The sequence below is a fragment of the Methylopila henanensis genome (assembly GCF_042681025.1).
GTDB classification, from domain to species: domain Bacteria; phylum Pseudomonadota; class Alphaproteobacteria; order Rhizobiales; family Methylopilaceae; genus Methylopila; species Methylopila henanensis.
Genome location: NZ_JBHUER010000004.1, coordinates 50,796 through 68,718, shown reverse-complemented (window position 1 = coordinate 68,718; position 17,923 = coordinate 50,796). Strand labels below are relative to the sequence as shown.

The 17,923-nt window shown below is 68.5% G+C and carries 15 protein-coding genes, 2 pseudogenes and 1 riboswitch; of the genes and pseudogenes, 5 read left to right on the top strand and 12 right to left on the bottom strand.

Annotated elements, in window-relative coordinates:
- Window positions 1-39 precede the first annotated feature (39 nt).
- On the bottom strand, window positions 40-1,893 hold the full coding sequence (thiC, locus tag ACFSCV_RS06630; protein ID WP_378798198.1) for a phosphomethylpyrimidine synthase ThiC: 1,854 nt from the start codon (window positions 1,891-1,893) through the stop codon (window positions 40-42).
- A gap of 84 nt (window positions 1,894-1,977) precedes the next feature.
- Window positions 1,978-2,087, bottom strand: a riboswitch (TPP riboswitch).
- A gap of 182 nt (window positions 2,088-2,269) precedes the next feature.
- Here thiC and ACFSCV_RS06625 point away from each other — a divergent pair.
- Both ACFSCV_RS06625 and ACFSCV_RS06620 read left to right on the top strand, forming a co-directional pair.
- Complete coding sequence (locus tag ACFSCV_RS06625; protein WP_378798196.1) at window positions 2,270-2,932, top strand: GntR family transcriptional regulator; 663 nt, start codon at window positions 2,270-2,272, stop codon at window positions 2,930-2,932.
- 31 nt (window positions 2,933-2,963) lie between these two features.
- Window positions 2,964-3,743 (top strand): annotated as a pseudogene (locus ACFSCV_RS06620) (phytanoyl-CoA dioxygenase family protein); the annotation flags it as partial.
- Between the two features lie 79 nt (window positions 3,744-3,822).
- Here ACFSCV_RS06620 and ACFSCV_RS06615 read toward each other — a convergent pair.
- The 11 genes and pseudogenes from ACFSCV_RS06615 to ACFSCV_RS06565 form a co-directional block, all read right to left on the bottom strand.
- A complete protein-coding gene (locus ACFSCV_RS06615) occupies window positions 3,823-4,413 on the bottom strand; it encodes a Swt1 family HEPN domain-containing protein (protein ID WP_378798194.1) in 591 nt (196 codons plus the stop codon).
- Window positions 4,410-5,109 (bottom strand): annotated as a pseudogene (locus tag ACFSCV_RS06610) (DUF5343 domain-containing protein). The gene ACFSCV_RS06615 and the pseudogene ACFSCV_RS06610 overlap by 4 nt, the downstream one beginning before the upstream one ends.
- A gap of 271 nt (window positions 5,110-5,380) precedes the next feature.
- Window positions 5,381-6,784 carry an NAD(P)(+) transhydrogenase (Re/Si-specific) subunit beta gene (locus ACFSCV_RS06605; protein WP_378798192.1) on the bottom strand — a complete coding sequence of 468 codons (1,404 nt, stop codon included), beginning with the start codon at window positions 6,782-6,784 and terminating at the stop codon, window positions 5,381-5,383.
- A gap of 8 nt (window positions 6,785-6,792) precedes the next feature.
- Window positions 6,793-7,236 carry a proton-translocating transhydrogenase family protein gene (locus tag ACFSCV_RS06600; RefSeq protein WP_271200457.1) on the bottom strand — a complete coding sequence of 148 codons (444 nt, stop codon included), beginning with the start codon at window positions 7,234-7,236 and terminating at the stop codon, window positions 6,793-6,795.
- A complete protein-coding gene (locus ACFSCV_RS06595) occupies window positions 7,236-8,378 on the bottom strand; it encodes a Re/Si-specific NAD(P)(+) transhydrogenase subunit alpha (protein ID WP_378798190.1) in 1,143 nt (380 codons plus the stop codon). Before ACFSCV_RS06595 ends, ACFSCV_RS06600 begins: the two co-directional genes overlap by 1 nt.
- A gap of 4 nt (window positions 8,379-8,382) precedes the next feature.
- The gene (locus tag ACFSCV_RS06590) at window positions 8,383-8,667 is read right to left on the bottom strand and encodes an aa3-type cytochrome c oxidase subunit IV (protein ID WP_378798188.1); all 285 of its coding nucleotides are present in this window, start codon (window positions 8,665-8,667) and stop codon (window positions 8,383-8,385) included.
- A 316-nt stretch (window positions 8,668-8,983) separates the two neighbouring features.
- Window positions 8,984-10,360 carry an ABC1 kinase family protein gene (locus ACFSCV_RS06585; protein WP_378798186.1) on the bottom strand — a complete coding sequence of 459 codons (1,377 nt, stop codon included), beginning with the start codon at window positions 10,358-10,360 and terminating at the stop codon, window positions 8,984-8,986.
- Window positions 10,361-10,489: 129 nt separating this feature from the next.
- Window positions 10,490-11,131 carry a class I SAM-dependent methyltransferase gene (locus tag ACFSCV_RS06580; RefSeq protein WP_378798184.1) on the bottom strand — a complete coding sequence of 214 codons (642 nt, stop codon included), beginning with the start codon at window positions 11,129-11,131 and terminating at the stop codon, window positions 10,490-10,492.
- On the bottom strand, window positions 11,128-12,300 hold the full coding sequence (mnmA, locus tag ACFSCV_RS06575; RefSeq protein WP_378798182.1) for a tRNA 2-thiouridine(34) synthase MnmA: 1,173 nt from the start codon (window positions 12,298-12,300) through the stop codon (window positions 11,128-11,130). The genes ACFSCV_RS06580 and mnmA overlap by 4 nt, the downstream gene beginning before the upstream one ends.
- A 200-nt stretch (window positions 12,301-12,500) precedes the next feature.
- Window positions 12,501-13,166 (bottom strand): flagellar hook assembly protein FlgD, encoded by a 666-nt coding sequence (locus tag ACFSCV_RS06570; protein WP_378798180.1) that lies wholly within the window; start codon window positions 13,164-13,166, stop codon window positions 12,501-12,503.
- Window positions 13,167-13,183: 17 nt separating this feature from the next.
- On the bottom strand, window positions 13,184-14,470 hold the full coding sequence (locus tag ACFSCV_RS06565) for a flagellar hook-length control protein FliK (RefSeq protein ID WP_465264206.1): 1,287 nt from the start codon (window positions 14,468-14,470) through the stop codon (window positions 13,184-13,186).
- Between the two features lie 294 nt (window positions 14,471-14,764).
- Here ACFSCV_RS06565 and sciP point away from each other — a divergent pair, with 294 nt between their 5' ends.
- The 3 genes from sciP (at window position 14,765) to fliG (ending at window position 17,904) form a co-directional block, all read left to right on the top strand.
- Window positions 14,765-15,040, top strand: a complete 276-nt coding sequence (sciP, locus tag ACFSCV_RS06560; RefSeq protein ID WP_271200467.1) for a CtrA inhibitor SciP — start codon at window positions 14,765-14,767, stop codon at window positions 15,038-15,040.
- Between the two features lie 157 nt (window positions 15,041-15,197).
- Window positions 15,198-16,865, top strand: a complete 1,668-nt coding sequence (gene fliF / locus ACFSCV_RS06555) for a flagellar basal-body MS-ring/collar protein FliF (protein WP_378798176.1) — start codon at window positions 15,198-15,200, stop codon at window positions 16,863-16,865.
- A gap of 4 nt (window positions 16,866-16,869) precedes the next feature.
- On the top strand, window positions 16,870-17,904 hold the full coding sequence (fliG, locus tag ACFSCV_RS06550; protein WP_378798174.1) for a flagellar motor switch protein FliG: 1,035 nt from the start codon (window positions 16,870-16,872) through the stop codon (window positions 17,902-17,904).
- Window positions 17,905-17,923: the final 19 nt, after the last annotated feature.

The following is a 17,923-nucleotide window of genomic DNA, read 5'->3' as shown; positions in this document are numbered from 1 at the left end:
GGCCCTTCTTTTTTTGGCTCCGTCCGGACGCCTTGGCCTTTACTCCGCGGCGTCGACGTAGAGCTTGCCGCCGCCTTCCAGGAACTCGGCCGACTTCGCCTTCATGCCCTCCTCCGCCTCGAAGGTGACGTTCTGGGCGCGGACTTCGGCGCGCAGGTCCTGCGTGATCTTCATCGAGCAGAACTTCGGACCGCACATGGAGCAGAAATGCGCCACCTTGTGCGCGTCCTTCGGCAGCGTCTCGTCGTGGAAGGCGCGGGCGGTGTCGGGGTCGAGCGAGAGGTTGAACTGGTCCTCCCAGCGGAAGTCGAACCGCGCGCGGCTGACCGCGTCGTCCCGAATCTTCGCCGCGGGATGGCCCTTGGCGAGGTCGGCCGCATGGGCCGAGATGCGGTACGTGATGACGCCGGTCTTGACGTCGTCGCGGTTCGGCAGACCGAGATGCTCCTTCGGCGTGACGTAGCAGAGCATGGCGGTGCCGAACCAACCGATCATCGCGGCGCCGATGCCGGACGTGATGTGGTCGTAGCCCGGCGCGATGTCGGTGGTGAGCGGCCCGAGCGTGTAGAACGGCGCCTCGCCGCAGACGGCGAGCTGCTTGTCCATGTTGGCCTTGATTTTGTGCATCGGCACGTGGCCGGGGCCCTCGATCATGACCTGGCAGCCCTTGTCCCAGGCTATCTTGGTCAGCTCGCCCAGCGTCTCCAGCTCGGCGAACTGCGCGGCGTCGTTGGCGTCCGCGATCGAGCCCGGCCGCAGGCCGTCGCCGAGCGAGAACGAGACGTCGTACTTCCGCATGATGTCGCAGATGTCGCCGAAGCGCTCGTAGAGGAAGCTCTCGCGATGGCCGGCGAGGCACCAGCGCGCCATGATCGACCCGCCGCGCGAGACGATGCCGGTGACGCGATCCGCCGTCAGCGGCACATGCGCCAGCCGCACGCCGGCGTGGATGGTGAAGTAGTCGACGCCCTGCTCCGCCTGCTCGATCAGGGTGTCCTTGAACACCTCCCAGTCGAGCTTCAGCGGATCGCCGTCGACCTTCTCCAGCGCCTGGTAGATCGGCACCGTGCCGATCGGCACCGGCGAGTTGCGGATGATCCAGGAGCGGATGTTGTGGATGTTGCGGCCGGTGGAGAGGTCCATGACGGTGTCTGCGCCCCAGCGGATCGCCCAGACCAGCTTCTCGACCTCTTCCGCCGCGCCCGAGGTCACCGCCGAGTTGCCGATATTGGCGTTGACCTTGACCAGGAAGTTGCGGCCGATCGCCATCGGCTCGAGCTCGGGGTGGTTGACGTTCGCCGGGATGATGGCGCGGCCGCGGGCGATCTCGTCGCGCACGAATTCCGGCGTCACGAATTCCGGGATCGACGCGCCGAAGCTGTCGCCGTCGGCGTGGCGGACGCCGGCGCCCTCCAGCGCCTGCTCGCGGGCGAGGTTTTCGCGGAACGCCACATAGATCATCTCCTCGGTGATGATCCCGGCCTTCGCGAACTCGTACTGGGTCACCATCTGGCCGTTCGCGGCCTCGCGGATGACGCGCGTCGCCGGGCACGGAGCGACCAGCTTGTCGGCGGAGACGTTGCCGTTGTCCTCCGGCTTCACCGCGCGCCCCGGGGCGATGTCGAGCCCGCGCTTGGCGATCCAGTCTTCGCGCACCGGCGCCAGACCGGCGGCGAGGTCGATCGCGACGTCGGTCTCGGTGTAGCGGCCCGACGGATCGTAGACCCGCACCGGCGGCTCGTTCGGATCGCTGAGCGTGATCTCGCGGAACGGCACCCGAAGCTCGGGATGCGACTTCGGCGAGGCGTAGACCTTGCGCGAGCCGAAGATCGGCCCGGTGGTGACGCTTTCGGGCGCGGCCTTGGCGTCCTTCGGCGGAATATGGACGTTCATGGGGGATCTCCTCCTCGATGTTCTCGTTCGGGAGATCCGGGGTGTCGCGAAACGTCTGGGAGGCGTTCGGCGGCTTGCGCCGGCTCGGCCTTCGGTTCCCGTCCCTTCGCCGGCATGACCCGGATCAGGTTCTAAGGGATCGGCGTGCCGCCATCTCAGCCCCGCATCGCAGCGGGACGCCCCTCGGACCGGGATCGAGGTTAGGAGCTTGGAATCGTTCTGTCGAGCCCAGGCGCCGGGGTCGTCCCCCGTCCGACCGACCGCACCCCTCCTCGCCCTATCCCTTCATCACTGTCGCCCCCGCCGCGCCCCGGACCTTTTGACGCCCTTGCGTGATTGAAGTAGCATTTTGGAATTCCGAATTCGGAATTCTGATATGCAGCCGCTTGCGACCGCGCCGAACCTGATCTCCCAGACCTACGACCGCATCCTCGAGGCGATCGTCGACCGCAGCCTGCCGCCGGGCGAGCGCATCCGGCAGCACGAGCTGGCGGAGCGGCTCGGCGTGTCCCGCCAGCCGGTCAGCCATGCGCTCCATCTGCTGCGCGGCCAGGGCCTGCTCGCCGACAGCGGCCGCAAGGGCTTTCAGGTGACGCCGCTCGACGGCGTCCGCATCCGGCAGCTTTACGAGGTGCGCGGGGCGCTCGACGCGCTCGCGGCCCGGCTCGCGGCGGAACGCGGCGCGGACGGCGCGGCGCTCGAACGCGCGCTCGACGCCGGGGCCGCCATCACCGCGCGGACGCCGCTCGCCGAGCAGATCGCCCGCGACGCCGACTTCCACCGCGCGCTCTACCGGCTCTCGGGCAACCCAGCGATCGAGGAGACAGTCGGCCCGCAATGGCCGCACATGCGCCGCGCCATGGCGACGGTGCTCGCCGATCCAGAGCACCGCGCCCGCGTCTGGGCCGAGCACGTCGCTATAGCCGATCGCGTGCTCGCCAGAGACCCGGACGGCGCGGAGGCCGCCGCGCGCGACCATGCGATCGGCGCGGGACGAACCATGGAGGAGCGGCTCAGCACGCTGCGCGACGCCGCATAATTCCCGACAAAAGCAGCGGCAGGAGGAAACGATGCGTCTGACCGAAGACCAGCTCGCGCAGTTCCACGAGGACGGCTGGCTGCTGCTGCCGGACCTGTTCACGCCCGAGGAGGTGGACCTGCTCCGCCGCGAGGCGGTCGCGATCTACGATGAGCATCGCCCCGAGGTCTGGCGCGAGAAGGACGGCGCACCGCGCACCGCCTTCGCCGCCCACACCTACAACGAAGCCTTCCGCCTGCTCGGCGCGCACCCGCGCATGATCCGGCCCGTCGAGCAGGTGTTCGGCGAACATGTGTATCTGCACCAGTACAAGATCAACGCCAAGTCCGCCTTCACCGGCGCGGTCTGGCAATGGCACCAGGACTACGGCACCTGGAAGCGCGACGACGGCATGCCGGAGCCGCGCGCCATGAACATCTCGATCTTCCTCGACGAGGTGATGCCCATCAACGGCCCGCTGATGCTGGTGCCAAAGAGCCAGAAGGCCGGCGACCTGAAGGCGAGCCACGACCTCGAGACCACCTCGTACCCGCTCTGGACGCTGGACGAGGAGACGGTCACCCGGCTGGTCGCGGAAGGCGGCATCGTCGCGCCGACGGGCCGGCCCGGCAGCATGCTGATGTTCCACGGCAATCTGGTGCACGGCTCCGCCGGCAACATCACGCCCTACCCGCGCAAGATCGTCTATCTCACGCTCAACGCCTGCTCCAACTACATCCGCACGCCCACGCGGCCCGAATTCATCGCGCACCGCGACTTCGCGCCGATCCAGTGCGTCGAGGACGACGCGCTCGTCCGGCTCGCGCGGAGCCAGAGCCGGCAGGGCGGCCGAGTAGCGGCCAAGCGCAGGATCAGCAACACCCGCGCCAGGTGCAGCTTCAAAAAACTCGCTACTTGGGGCCCTCAAGCAACCGAAACCAGTCTTTCACAGTTAATTTGAGGCGATCAACTTCATCCTCCGCCAGAAGCCCACAATGAGCGATTGGGCCACGGAGGTTGTTGAGCGAAAACATCACCCTACCCATCGCCTTCTGATTACTCAGAATACCCCCAAATAACGAGTAGTTCGCACGAATAATATCACCTAGTTGACCAAACGTTACATAATCTAGAGGATTATCCGATCTTGGGGTGAACCCTGCGTCCTGTTCTCTCTGCAAATTTCCCTTAAACTCGATCTTTGCACTGTCGGGGGCATATTTATCCCACCAATCCGGCCCCTTGTTATCCTCAGTAAGCGTGTCGTCAATTAGCCGGCGAATGTCGTTCTCTAGCATGTAGAAGAGCTTATAATGCTCAGCCATCATCACTGCGTTGTCGCGGACCTCTGCCGAAAATTGCGATACGGAGGCCTTGACCGAAGCATTCTCCTCAGCGATTGAACGGCTAACTCTTGGATTAGAGTTCGCCTCTTCAACAGCCAACTTTATCGATGCGCCTTTCAGCAAAAACAGCTCTACTGCGTCCACCTCATCTATCATAGGAGATTTTCTTTGACGCTGCGGAATATCGCATTTAGCACCTTGAGATCCGACGTCTCAGGAAGAACAATATTAATATTGTATACCAATCCGACCGACTTCGAACCTCTGTTCACACCACGGACAATTTCGCTTTGACTGCTTTGATTTGCGGTGCCGCCAGCAAGTTCATCCTGAAAACTTGCGTCGTCATCACCACCGGACAAATCAGCTCCAGCGGGAATGAAGGACTTCACCACGTTGAAGGTTGATTTGATCGCCTGCGCGACAGGATCATTTGCCTTCAGTCCAGTGATTTCGAGAATGATGTCGCGCAGCTTGTGATCGTCGACGGTGTGCGCATATTCGCTTCGTTTGAATATTTCTGGAAAGCCGTTTCGCAGCCCAGCTAAAGCTGCCGTAGGCCGACCACCTTCCGTTCGAAATTTAGCATAAAGCTCGGTTGGAACACCATCGCTAGACAAAAAGCCCATTTTTCATGATCGGGATAGTGCCACGAGCCGCACCACCGCTTAACTTAAGAACATGCTCCAAGAAATCTGCATTAAACTTGTCTGGGCGAGACGCATCAACAAGGCGCTCAAGCGCCCTTTTTAGGGTTCCGGAGGCTGCAAGGTATGGAAGATTTCCGGGAATCTTTCTCGGTGCAGATGCCTTCACTGCAGCCGTCTTCTCGTCGGTTCCAGTTTGTTCCATGCCCTGCTTAGCTTCGGCCATCCTATCCCCCACTCCGCTAGCGCATCCTAATGAGATGAGGAATGATCGCAATGCGCTTTGTTAAAGCTAAGCACAGAAAGACCCAGTCGTACCGAGCGGCAACCCGAACACGGTCATCTATTTAGCGGACTATGTCGACGCCCGCATTATGACCCCCGGCGCTAGGCTTAGGGTTGCGGCCGGCGATCAACAAAAGCAAAAGGCCGGACCTCGCGGTCCGGCCTTTCATCTTCAGAGCACCCTCGCCCTATCACAGCCCCTTGACGATGGCCTCGGTGACCTTCTTGGCGTCGCCGAACAGCATCATGGTGTTGTCGCGGAAGAACAGCTCGTTCTCCACGCCGGCGTAGCCCGCCGCCATGCCGCGCTTGATGAAGAGCACGGTGCCCGCCTTCTCCACGTCGAGGATCGGCATGCCGTAGATCGGCGAGGTCTTGTCGGTCTTGGCCGCAGGGTTCGTCACGTCGTTCGCGCCGATGACGAAGGCGACGTCCGCGCCCGAGAACTCCGAGTTGATCTCGTCGAGCTCGAACACCTCGTCGTAAGGCACCTGCGCCTCGGCGAGCAGCACGTTCATGTGGCCCGGCATGCGGCCCGCCACCGGATGAATGGCGTACTTCACCTCGACGCCTTCTTCCTTCAGCTTGTCGGCCATCTCGCGCAGCGCGTGCTGGGCCTGCGCCACCGCCATGCCGTAGCCCGGCACGATGATGACCTTGGACGCGTTCTTCATGATGTAGGCCGCGTCCTCGGCCGCGCCCTGCTTCACCGGGCGCTGTTCGCCCCCGCCCGCCGCCGCTCCGCCGCCCGCCGCGGCGTCGCCGCCGAAGCCGCCGAGGATGACGGAGATGAAGCTCCGGTTCATGCCCTTGCACATGATGTAGGACAGGATCGCGCCCGACGAGCCGACCAGCGCGCCGGTGATGATCAGCGCCAGATTGCCGAGCGTGAAGCCGATGCCGGCCGCCGCCCAACCCGAATAGGAGTTGAGCATCGACACGACCACCGGCATGTCCGCGCCGCCGATCGGGATGATGATCAGGAAGCCGAAGGCGAGCGAGGCCAGCACGATGAGCCAGAACACGAAGTGGCTTTCGGTCAGGCAGAACACGATCACGAGCACCACGATCAGAGCCGCGAGGCCGATGTTGATGACGTGACGCATGGGCAGCAGGATCGGCGTGCCGGACATCCGGCCGTCGAGCTTGGCGAAGGCGATCAGCGATCCGGTGAAGGTGATCGCGCCGATCGCCACGCCGAGCGCCATCTCAACCAGCGACTGGCCATGGATCGTGCCCACGGAGCCGATGCCGAACGCCTCCGGCGCGTAGAGCGCCGCGGCCGCCACAAGCACGGCGGCGAGGCCGACGAGCGAGTGGAACGCCGCCACGAGCTGCGGCATCGAGGTCATGGCGATGCGCTTGGCGGTGAGCGCGCCGATCGCGCCGCCGACGCCGAGGCCGGCGAGGACGAGGACCCAGCCGCCGACGCCGTGCGGCGGCGAGACGAACAGGGTGGTCAGGATCGCGAGCGTCATGCCCGCGATGCCCATGGCGTTGCCGCGCCGCGAGGTCGCCGGGCTCGAAAGCCCCTGCAGCGACAGGATGAACAGGACGCCGGCGATGAGGTAGAGGATCTGGACGAGGTCGGTCATCGGTCCCGTCAGCCCTTCTTCTTGTACATGCCGAGCATGCGCTGGGTGACGAGGAACCCGCCGAAGATGTTGATCGAGGCGAGCACGAGGGCCACGAAGCCGAAGCCGCGCGCCCACCACGGGCCGGAGCCCCCGGCGAGGTCGACGCCGACCGCGAGCAGCGCGCCGACGACGATGACGGAGGAGATGGCGTTGGTCACCGCCATCAGCGGCGTGTGCAGCGCGGGCGTCACGCTCCACACCACGTAGTAGCCCACGAACACGGCCAGCACGAAGATCGCGAGGCGGAACACGAACGGGTCGATCACCCCGCCGGACGCGCCGTGCAGCGCGGCGCCGGCGGCGTCGGCGATCTGGTCGGCGTAGCCCTGGGCCGCGGCTGCGGCCTCGCGGGCGGCGTCGGCCGCGGCCTGAGCGCGGTCCGCAGCCTCTTCAGGAGACAGGACGGCCATCAGTTCGCCTCCGCCGGTTTCGCGATCGGATGGATGACGGCGCCGTCGCGGGTGAGCGCGGTCGCCTTGACGAGCTCATCGTCCCAGTTGACGGCGAGCTCCTTGGTTTCCTTGGAGATGAGCGTCTCGAGGAAGGCCGACAGGTTCTTGGCGTAGAGCGCCGAGGACGAGGCGGCGAGACGGCCCGGAACATTGAGGTGCCCGACGATCTTGACGCCGTCGACCTCGACCACTTCGCCCGCGACCGCGCCCTCGACGTTGCCGCCGCGCTCGACCGCGAGGTCGACGATCACCGAGCCCGGCTTCATCGACTTCACCATGGCCGCCGTCACCAGACGCGGCGCCGGACGACCCGGAATGAGCGCGGTGGTGATGACGATGTCCTGCTTGGCGATGTGGGCGGCCGTCAGCTCCGCCTGCTTGGCCTGGTACTCGGCCGACATCGGCTTGGCGTAGCCGGCCGCGGTCTCGGCCTGCTTGAACTCGTCGTCCTCGACCGCGATGAACTTGGCGCCGAGCGAGGCGACCTGCTCCTTGGCGGCCGGACGGACGTCGGTCGCCGAGACGACCGCGCCGAGGCGGCGGGCGGTGGCGATGGCCTGCAGGCCCGCGACGCCCGCGCCCATGACGAAGGCCTTGGCCGGCGGAACGGTGCCGGCGGCGGTCATCATCTGCGGCATGGCGCGGCCGAACTCGGCCGCGGCGTCGATCACCGCGCGGTAGCCCGCGAGGTTCGCCTGGCTGGACAGCACGTCCATCACCTGCGCGCGGGTGATGCGGGGCATCAGCTCCATGGCGAAGGCGGAGACGTTCGCGGTGGCGAGCGCCGCAATGGCGTCGGCCGCGCCGTAAGGATCCATGATGCCGATGACGAGCGCGCCGGGCTTCAGGCCCGAAAGGCTCTCAGGCGTCGGGCGGCGCACCGTCAGCAGCACGTCGGCGCCGGAGAGCGCGTCGGCGCGCGAGGCGGCGATCTGGGCGCCGGCCTCCTCATAGGCGGCGTCGATGACGCCGGAGCTGAGGCCTGCGCCCGTCTCGACGCTGATCTCGGCCCCAAGGCCCTTCAGCTTCTTGACGACGTCAGGCGTCAGCGCGACCCGCGGCTCCGCAGGGTCGAGTTCCTTCGCAACGGCGATTTTCATCGGTTCAGACGATGTACCAGAGCGCCACGACCAGCAGGGCCGACAGGCCGATCGGAAGGATGGTGCCCTTCTCGCTGACCGCGCCGATCACGCCGCCGACGATCGACAGCACCACGCCGAGGCCGCACAGCCACCAGGGGCCGGTCACGCCGCCGATCGCCAGCGAAATGACGATCAGAACCGCCATCGCCGTGCCGATCTTGGAGAGCTTCATCACAGCGGCGTAAGTGCGCTCGTGCTCGGCGTAGTCGTTGCCGGTGGCGGTCGCGTATTCGGTAATGCCAGCCATGATCTCAGTCCCTTTGTGCGTTCTAATCGGCGCTTGGACTTTCGCCTTTATCGGAAACCCGGGGGGGTGGCAATTCCCTTTCAGCCACTGGCATACCAAATGCCAATAACCCACAAATAAGCTGAACCCCTGATAACTGAGGCTTTTGCGGCGGCGGCCTGAATCTTCAGCGGACTCGCCGGCGCGCCGCTTCGCGGGCGCAGCATCCCCGCCGCCGAGAACCATGCTGCAAAGCGGAAAAACTTTCGGAGGGGCGCCCCGTCAGCGTCCGGTGACGCTGGCCCGGGCGGGCGGGCGACCGGACGCCGCCATCAGATCATCCGGCTCGATCCGCGAGGCCCGCGGCCTCCATCGCCTGCGCCTGTCGCGCGGCGACGCGCTCGACCGTGAAGTCCGCGATCGCGTCCTCGAACAGGCGGCGGAAATTGAGTTCGGCCCGCAGATGCAAAAACACGCCGCCGAGCCCGATCGCGGCGCGGTCCATGAAGACGAACTCGCGCGGGATGCGGATCGGGCCCTTGCGCTTCAGCTCCTGATGCACGCGGAACGCCTCGGCCCGGCCATAGGCGCCGGGCGAGACGCCGTCGGCGATGGTGCGGACGCGGTCGTCCAGCAGCGGGCCGTAGATGAAGCGCGCCCAGATGTTGAGAACGTCGATCAGCTCGCGCTTCAGGCCGCGAAAACCCCAGGTCTCGTAGGCGTGGACGACCCGCTGCTCGTCGTCGTCGCGCAGGCCCTCGTAGAGGTCGACCACCCCGCCGACGAAGGCCGGCGGGAAAATGCGGACGCAGCCGTAGTCCAGCAGGTTGACGCCCTGCGGCTCCCCGCCCTCGTCGAAGGCGGCGTAATTGCCGAGATGCGGATCGCCGTGGATGACGCCATGGCGCGAGAACGGCCGCCACCACGCCCGGAACATCGCGACGGCGAGCCGGTTGCGGATCTCGAGCGAGGCCTCCTTGTGGACGAGCAGCCGCCGCCCCTCCAGCCAGTCGAGCGTGAGCAGCCGGCCGGTGGACAGCTCGCCCCAAACGCCGGGCACGCGCACCTCGGGCGTGTCGTCGAGCATCAGGCGGTAGAGCGCGGCGTGCTTCGCCTCGCGGCGGTAATCGAGCTCCTCGCGGATGCGCGCGCCGATCTCCTCCACGATCTCGGACGTGTCGATCGCGCCGTCGAAACGGCGGCGCAGGTCGAACAGCAGCGCAAGCTGGCCGAGGTCGGCCTCCACCGCGGAGGCCATGTCCGGGTATTGCAGCTTCACCGCGAGCGGGGAGCCGTCCGGCGCGGTCGCGCGATGGACCTGGCCGAGCGAGGCCGCCGCCGCCGGCTCGCGCTCGAACGAGCCGAAACGGCTCAGCCAGTCGGCCCCGAGCTCGGCCGCCATGCGCCGGCGCACGAAGCCGTAGCCCATCGGCGGCGCGTCGGACTGGAGCTGCGCCAGCTCCTCCGCGTATTCGGGCGGCAGGGCGTCGGGAATGGTGGCGAGAAGCTGCGCCACCTTCATGATCGGCCCCTTCAGCCCGCCGAGCGCCGCGGCGAGGTCCGCGGCCCTGCCCGCCCGCCCCGTGGCGCGGCCGAGAAGCTGGGATCCCGCGATCCGGGCCGCGACCCCGCCGACGTTGACGCCCACCCGCGCATAGCGCGTCGCGCGGGCCGTGAAGCGGTTGCGTTCGAGATCGCGGTCGGACGGGGGCATGAAGGGCTTTCGGTGCGGGGCGGTCCAAGCGCTAAAGGTGGGATGCGAACGCGCGGTTCCCAATCACTTGGACGATATCCGCCCCGCCTTCCCGGTTCGGGATCGGAGAGCCGGCCGCCCCCCGCCGCGTCACCCCGCCCGCTTGATGCGGATCATCTTGAAGAACGGCGCCGGGAAGATCGACGTCACCTCGACGACGCTCATGTCGGGCGTGGTCGCGGCCCAGGCCGCGAGGCGCGAGACCTTGAAGTCGGTGGACCAGCCGACCGTCTTCACAATCGGCGCGAGCGCGGTCTCGATCTTCATGAGCGGGCCGTCCTCCGCGCCCATCTTGGACGCCACGACGATCTCGCCGCCCGGCTTCAGCACGCGACGCATTTCCGACAGCGCGGCCTCGGGGTCCGGCACCAGCGTGATGACGAAGGGCACGGTGACGGCGTCGAAGGTCGCGTCGGGCAGGCCGAGCCGGCAGGCGTCCATCACCGAGAAGCCGCGCACCTGGGTCAGGCCCTGGGTCGCCACCTTCTCGCGCGCCTTGGCGAGCATGTGCTCCGACAGGTCGACGCCCACCACGCGCGCCGTCGGCGGGTAGTAGCGCAGCACGAGGCCGGTGCCGACGCCGACTTCGAGGATGTCCGGCCCGCAGGCGGCGGCCGCCGCGGCCGCCTTCTTCTGGCCGTCGGCCAGGAACCTCACATAGACCTTGTCGTAGAACCTGGCCCAGACCTCGTAGGCCTTCTTCTGCCCGGCAAGATCGTACTGAACGCTCATCGCGCCGCCTCGCTGGCCGACAGCGCCGGCGCGTGGACGCGCTCCGGAGCCCGGATGATCCCGCCGCCCAGAACCCGGTCGCCGGTCGCGTCGTCGTAGAACACGCAGGCCTGCCCCGGCGCGACGCCGCTTTCGCCCGCGAGCAGCTCGACCTCGGCCTCGCGGGGGCCGAGCGCCCTGATCCGCGCAGGCGCCGCCGGTCGCGTGGAGCGCACGCGGGCGCGCGCCGCGAGCCCTTCCGCCGGCAGGTCCCCGAAGGCCCCGTCGCCGAGCCAGTTGACGTCGCGGACGCGGACGACGCGCGTCTCCAGCGCCTCGCGCGGGCCCACGACCAGCGTCTTCGCCGCGGCGTCGATGCGCACGACGTAGAGCGGCTCGCCGACCGACAGGGCGAGCCCGCGCCGCTGGCCGACGGTGTAGCGCAGCACGCCCTCGTGGCTCCCGAGAACGCGGCCGTCGAGATGGACGATTGGGCCGGGCTCCGACGCGCCGGGCTTCAGCTTCTCGATCACGTCGGCGTAGCGGCCGTTCGGGACAAAGCAGATGTCCTGGCTGTCCGGCTTGTCGGCGACGATCAGGCCGAGCTCGCGGGCGATCTCCCGCACCTCCGCCTTCGGCAGCCGCCCGAGCGGGAAGCGCAGCAGGGCGAGCTGCTCGGGGGTGGTGCCGTAGAGGAAGTAGCTCTGGTCGCGGTCGGCGTCGGCGGGGCGAAAAAGGCCGCGGCCGCCGCCCGGCAGCGCGCGGCTCTCGATGTAGTGGCCGGTGGCGAGCGCTGCGGCGCCGAGCTGCTTCGCGGTGTCGAGCAGATCCACGAACTTGACGGTCTGGTTGCAGGCGACACAGGGGATCGGCGTCTCGCCGTCGAGATAGCTCTGCGCGAACGGGTCGATCACCGCCTCGCGGAACCGGCTCTCGTAGTCGAGCACGTAATGCGGAATCCCGAGCGTCTCGGCCACGCGGCGGGCGTCGTGGATGTCCTGGCCCGCGCAGCAGGCGCCCTTGCGGGCGGTCGCCGCGCCATGGTCGTAGAGCTGCAGCGTGACGCCGACGACGTCGTAACCGCCGCGCGCCAGCAGCCCGGCGACGACCGAGGAGTCGACGCCGCCCGACATCGCGACGACGACGCGCGTCGCGGCGGGCGGTCCCGGCAGTTCGAGGTCGACGGTCATCCGGCGGACAGGCTCGCGTTCGTTGGTGGCGGCGGACCACCTCTTATCTGGCGACGCCCTGTGACGGAAGCATGTCGCTTCGCCTCACCGGGCGCGCGCCAGCCGCGCGGGCTCGAAGCCGGCGCGCTTCTTTGAGGTGAGTCGCTACACGTAGCGCGCGACGATGTCCCTCGCGCCTCCCTCGACGGGGCCGAAGAAGCTCAGATCGCCGCCGCGGTCCTGATGTGCTTCAGCGAGGACAGCGGCACGCGCAGGTCGCCGATGGTGAGCACCGCGGTCCCGGTGGTGAGGTCGACGCCGTCGACCGTGCCGGCGATCTCGGACGTCACCGAAACCGTCGATCCCGCCGCGTCCGTCGCCGTGACGACGATCGAGTAGAGCCCTTCCGGAGCGTCCGCGCCGGACGTGGTCTTGCCGTCCCAGGTGAAGTCCTGGTCGCCATACTCGAGATCCACCGTCCGGGTCGCCACCAGCGCGCCGCTGGCGTTGCGGATTTCGACCGTCGCGCTGGCGGCGGAAGGAGCGTTCAGCTTCCAGGTCGCGGCGCCGTCGTCGAGCAGCGTGGTGTCGCCGTCCGCCGTCACCGACTTACCCACGAGGCCAAGCGCGGTCGCGGCCTGCGAGGTCTGGGTCGCGGCCAGTAGGGCGCCCAGCGTGTCGTTGGTCTGGAGCTGCTGCTCGACGCCCGCAAACTGCACCAGCTGCTGGGTGAACTGGTTGGTGTCGAGCGGGTCGAGCGGGTTCTGGTTCCTGAGCTGGGTCGTCAGCAGCGTCAGAAACGTGTCGAAGTTGCTCGCGAGCGTCGACCGCGACGTGGTCGTGGCGGATGTCGCGCTGGTCGAGCTGCCGGTCGCGTCGACGGCCATGGCGGGCGTTCCCTTCTTCAGACCCGGAGGTCGAGCGCCGAGGCGGACCGCCTCGTCGGGGCGTAGGCGAGCGGGGCCGCGAGCGCGGCGCCCTCGTCGATGGCGTCGTTCCGGCCGGACGGCGTGAGCGGGGCCGCGCGTTCCCTCGCCCAGCCGCCGCCGTCGCGCAGTTCGAAGGCGAGGCCGTCGCCGGCGAGCTGGAAGCCGGCCTGCTGCAGCGAGCGCGCGAGGTCGCCGGCGTCCTGCTTCAGCATCGCCAGCGTCTCGGGCCGTTCGACGACCAGCCGGGTCGAGACCTTGCCGTCGCTCGCGATGTCGAGCCGCACGTCGATGCGGCCGAGATCGCCGTCCTCGAGCTGGACGTCGAACCGGGTGCGGCGCGCGCCGGAGGCCGCGGGCGCCGCCTGCGCCGCCGCGACCACGGCGGCGGACACCTGCGCGGCGGCGCTCGGCGCGGTCTGCGACGGCGCCTGAGCCGCCTTGGCGGCGGTCTCGAAGCCCGAGGCTCCGGTCGGAATCTGGTCCGCGGCCTTCGCCGCAGACGCCGGCGCGCTTCCGCCGCCGGACGCGCCGTCGTCCTGGGTCGAGGCGTCGTGATCGCCCGAGGCCTCGGCGACCGGTCTGGCGGCGGCGGCCTCGATCTCGGGGGCCGTGGCGTCGGCGTCCGCGGAGGCGTCGGAGCCGGCGNCGGCCGCCGGCGTCGGCGGCGCGGGCTGGGCCGCCGCGGCGATCGGGATGGGAGGCTGCGCCAGAGGCTGGCCCGCGGCCGGCTTGGCCGGGCCCGTCACGGCCGGGGCCGCGTCGGATGGGCCGGCCTCGTCGGCGGCCTGCGCCGCCGCCTCGATCTCGTCCACAAACGCGCCGACCACCTTCAACGCGATGGGGGCCGACGCCGCGGCGTTGGCCGGCCGCTGCGCTTCGGCGGCGGCGGACGTCTGCGGCTTCGCGCCCGCCCTCTCCGGAGCGGGCCGGGCCTCCGCAGCGTCGCCGGCCGTTGCGCCGGCGAGCGGGAGCTTCGGTGCCGCGCCTTCGCTCAGCCCCTCTCCGCCGGCGGCTTCGGCGGGCGCGGGCAGGATCGCCGACTGCGCCGCGACCAGAACTGCGGCCGGCGACGACTCGGCCTCGTCGCGGCCGGAAAGCTCATCGATAGACGAATTCGATTCGGCGCCGGCTGCGGTCGGCGCGGGTCCGTCCGCGGTCTCCGACGCCGCCAGCACGTCCGCGAAAGCGCCCACGGACCCCGCCGCGGGCGTCGGCGAGGCAGGCGCGGCGGTTCTGGGAGCGGCGGCGGAGACGGCGATCATGAGCGAGGCGGGACCCGATGGTTCGGCGTGGTCTCGCAATCCGCATGCCACCGGAAGGGCCAAGAAGATCAACGCGCCGGCCTCCGCGGCGCTCGGCGTTTTCTGCCCTCCGGCGGAAAATTTTGCCCGCCGCGAAAGACCACGCAACAGTCAAAAGATCACCATTCGTTAGTATTTGAATTACTTCTCATTAACGATTGAAATTCGGTCGAAATCATCTTTTCCGCTTAGCCAAATGTTAAATCGCCGCGCCTAACGTTGCTAGAGACGGGTCAGATGCGTGTGAGAGTACCGATGACCGAAATGCAACGTGGACGCGCCAAGTATGTGATCGGACCGGACGGAAGTCCGCTCACGGTCGCCGACTTGCCGCCGTCCGACACCAAACGGTGGGTGATCCGGCGCAAGGCCGAGGTCGTCGCCGCCGTGCGTGGCGGGCTTCTCAGCCTCGAGGAGGCCTGTCAGCGCTACACGCTGACGGTCGAGGAATTTCTTTCCTGGCAAGCGTCGATCGACCGCCATGGCCTTGCAGGACTCCGCACGACGCGCATTCAACAGTATCGCGCCTGACCGCTTAAAGTCTTCGCGTACGTCCGCGCCGGCCCTCGTGGCCGGCGCCGTCGTTTCCGGCGCCCGCTCGACGGGGGCATTAACGACCCGTTTACCATGCGCCGGGCAATTCTTGCCGGGTGGGGCCGGATCGCGGCGCCCTTCCGGGAGAGGCTCGTTGGGCGGCGCCGTTGCATTCCTGCGTACGTTCGGGCCGGGCCGCATCGCCGCGATGCTGGCGGTCGCGATCGCCCTGATCGGGTTCTTCGCCTTCACGATCGTGCGGTTCACGCAGCCGCAGATGTCGCCGCTGTTCAGCGACCTGTCGCTGCAGGACTCATCGGCCGTGATCAAGGAGCTCGAGCAGCGCGCGGTCCCTTACGAGCTGCGCCAGGACGGGGCGTCGATCCTCGTGCCGAAGGAGCAGATCGCGAAGCTGCGCATGGGCCTCGCCGAGAAGAGCCTGCCCGCCGGCGGCGGCGTCGGCTGGGAGATCTTCGACAAGAGCGACGGATTCTCCGCGACGAGCTTCGTCCAGAACGTCAATCACCTGCGCGCGCTCGAGGGCGAGCTCGCCCGGTCGATCCGGTCGCTCAACCGGGTCGAGGCCGCGCGCGTCCACCTCGTCATCCCCGAGAAGCCGCTGTTCGCGCGCGACGCGCCGCAGCCCTCGGCGTCGATCGTGATTCGCGCCCGCGGCGAGCTGGAAGGCGGCGAGATCCGCGCCATCCGCCACCTCGCCGCCTCCGCGGTGCAGGGGCTGAAGCCCGAGAAGGTGTCGCTGGTCGACGAGAGCGGCCGGCTGCTCGCCGACGGCTCCGGATCGGAGGACGGCGCGGGCGGCTCCGGCGACGAGCGCACCACGGCGCTGGAGCGGCGGCTGCGCGAGCGCGTCGAGGCGATCGTCGGACGCGTCGTCGGACGCGACCGCGCCCGCGTCGAGGTCCGCGCCGAGATGGACACCACCAAGTCCACCGTCACCGCCGACAGCTTCGATCCGGAGAGCCGCGTCGTCCGCTCGACCCAGACGCGGGAGGAGAGCTCGCAGTCGTCGGAGGCCGGCGACCAGGCCGTGACGGTCGGCGCGCAGCTTCCGAACGCGCAAGGCGCCGCCGCCGGTCAGGCCCCGCAGAACCGCGACACCTCGAACAAGACCGAGGAGGTGGTGAACTACGAGATCTCGCGCACCACCCGCACCGAGGTGCAGGACGGCGCCCGTCTGAAGCGGCTCTCGGTCGCCGTGCTGGTCGACGGCGTCTACGCCCGCGCCGCCAATGGCGACGTCTCCTATGCGCCGCGGCCGCAGGAGGAGCTCGACCGGATCGGCGCGCTGGTGCGGGCCGGCGTCGGCTTCGACCAGGCCCGCGGCGACGCGGTCGAGATCGTCAACCTGCGCTTCGCCGACCTGCCCGGCGCGGCCGACGCCGGCGCGGCGCCGGGTCTGTTCGAGCTGACCCGCGAGGACGTCATGCGCTGGGCGGAGCTCGCCGTGCTGGCGCTGCTGACCGTGCTGGTGCTGTTCGTGGTGGTGCGCCCGCTGCTGCGGAAGGCGCTGTCGCCCGAGACGACGATCACCACCACGCGCACGCTCGTGGTCGGAGCGTCCGGCGACGAGGCCGCCGCGCTCGCCGGCCCCGGCGAGACGCCCGCCCTCGCCGGCCCCGCGGGGGCCATGACGACGAGCGGCGGCCAGGGCCAGGAGCCCGGCACCGCCCGGATGATCGCCGCGGCCGAGATCGCGGGCCGCGTCCAGGCCGAATCGATGCAGCGCATCGGCGAGCTGGTGAAGAACAACCCGAACGAGACCCTGTCGATCATCCGGCAGTGGATGCAGGAGCCCGCGTAGGACCATGGCTCAGGCCGTCGCCACCCGGGGCGCCGCCCCGACCCGCGCTCTCACCGGCATCGACCGCGCGGCCGTGCTGATGCTCGCGCTCGGCGAGGAGCACGGCGCCTCGATCTGGCCGCAGCTCGACGACGACGAGATCCGCGCGCTGTCCTCGGCCATGTCGTCGCTCGGCCCCGTCGACATCGAAACGGTCGAGGGGCTGCTGATGCAGTTCGTCTCGAACCTCTCCACCGCCGGCGCCCTGATGGGCACCTTCGACAGCACCGAAAGGCTGCTCGCGAGGCTGCTCCCGAAGGAGCGCGTCGGCGCGATCATGGAGGAGATCCGCGGGCCGGCCGGCCGCAACATGTGGGAGAAGCTCTCCAACGTGCAGGAGGCGGTGCTCGCGAACTACCTGAAGAACGAGTACCCGCAGACCGTCGCCGTGGTGCTGTCGAAGATCCGCGCCGAACATTCCGCGCGCGTGCTCGCGATCCTGCCGGAAGACTTCGCGCTCGACGTGGTGCGCCGGATGCTCGCGATGGAGGCGGTGCAGAAGGACATCCTCGAGCGCGTCGAGCAGACGCTGCGCTCGGAGCTGATGTCGAACCTGTCCCAGACCTCGCGCCGCGACGCCCACGAGCAGATGGCGGAGATCTTCAACTCGTTCGACCGGCAGACCGAGACCCGCTTCCTGACCAAGCTGGAGGAGGCGTCGAAGGACAGCGCCGAGCGCATCAAGCAGCTCATGTTCACCTTCGACGACCTGCAGAAGCTCGACGCCGCCGGCGTCCAGACGCTGCTGCGCGACGCGCCGCGCGACAAGCTGGCGGTGGCGCTGAAGGGCGCGAGCCAGACCATGCGCGAGTTCCTCATGGGCTACATGTCGAGCCGCGCCGCCAAGATGCTGATCGACGACATGGAGGCGATGGGGCCGGTCCGGCTCAAGGACGTCGACGAGGCGCAGTCCGCCCTGGTCGGCCTGACCAAGGACCTCGCCGCCAAGGGCGAAATCCGCATCTCCAAGAGCAAGGGGGAGGACGAGCTTGTCTACTGATCCTCTCCCCGCCGGGCGG

Bases quoted from the DNA above. Each gene is read 5' to 3' on its own strand.
- thiC (WP_378798198.1), bottom strand. From the start codon at position 1,893: ATGAACGTCCATATTCCGCCGAAGGACGCCAAGGCCGCGCCCGAAAGC.
- ACFSCV_RS06625 (WP_378798196.1), top strand. From the start codon at position 2,270: ATGCAGCCGCTTGCGACCGCGCCGAACCTGATCTCCCAGACCTACGAC.
- ACFSCV_RS06615 (WP_378798194.1), bottom strand. From the start codon at position 4,413: ATGATAGATGAGGTGGACGCAGTAGAGCTGTTTTTGCTGAAAGGCGCA.
- ACFSCV_RS06605 (WP_378798192.1), bottom strand. From the start codon at position 6,784: ATGACCGACCTCGTCCAGATCCTCTACCTCATCGCCGGCGTCCTGTTC.
- ACFSCV_RS06600 (WP_271200457.1), bottom strand. From the start codon at position 7,236: ATGGCCGTCCTGTCTCCTGAAGAGGCTGCGGACCGCGCTCAGGCCGCG.
- ACFSCV_RS06595 (WP_378798190.1), bottom strand. From the start codon at position 8,378: ATGAAAATCGCCGTTGCGAAGGAACTCGACCCTGCGGAGCCGCGGGTC.
- ACFSCV_RS06590 (WP_378798188.1), bottom strand. From the start codon at position 8,667: ATGGCTGGCATTACCGAATACGCGACCGCCACCGGCAACGACTACGCC.
- ACFSCV_RS06585 (WP_378798186.1), bottom strand. From the start codon at position 10,360: ATGCCCCCGTCCGACCGCGATCTCGAACGCAACCGCTTCACGGCCCGC.
- ACFSCV_RS06580 (WP_378798184.1), bottom strand. From the start codon at position 11,131: ATGAGCGTTCAGTACGATCTTGCCGGGCAGAAGAAGGCCTACGAGGTC.
- mnmA (WP_378798182.1), bottom strand. From the start codon at position 12,300: ATGACCGTCGACCTCGAACTGCCGGGACCGCCCGCCGCGACGCGCGTC.
- ACFSCV_RS06570 (WP_378798180.1), bottom strand. From the start codon at position 13,166: ATGGCCGTCGACGCGACCGGCAGCTCGACCAGCGCGACATCCGCCACG.
- sciP (WP_271200467.1), top strand. From the start codon at position 14,765: ATGACCGAAATGCAACGTGGACGCGCCAAGTATGTGATCGGACCGGAC.
- fliG (WP_378798174.1), top strand. From the start codon at position 16,870: ATGGCTCAGGCCGTCGCCACCCGGGGCGCCGCCCCGACCCGCGCTCTC.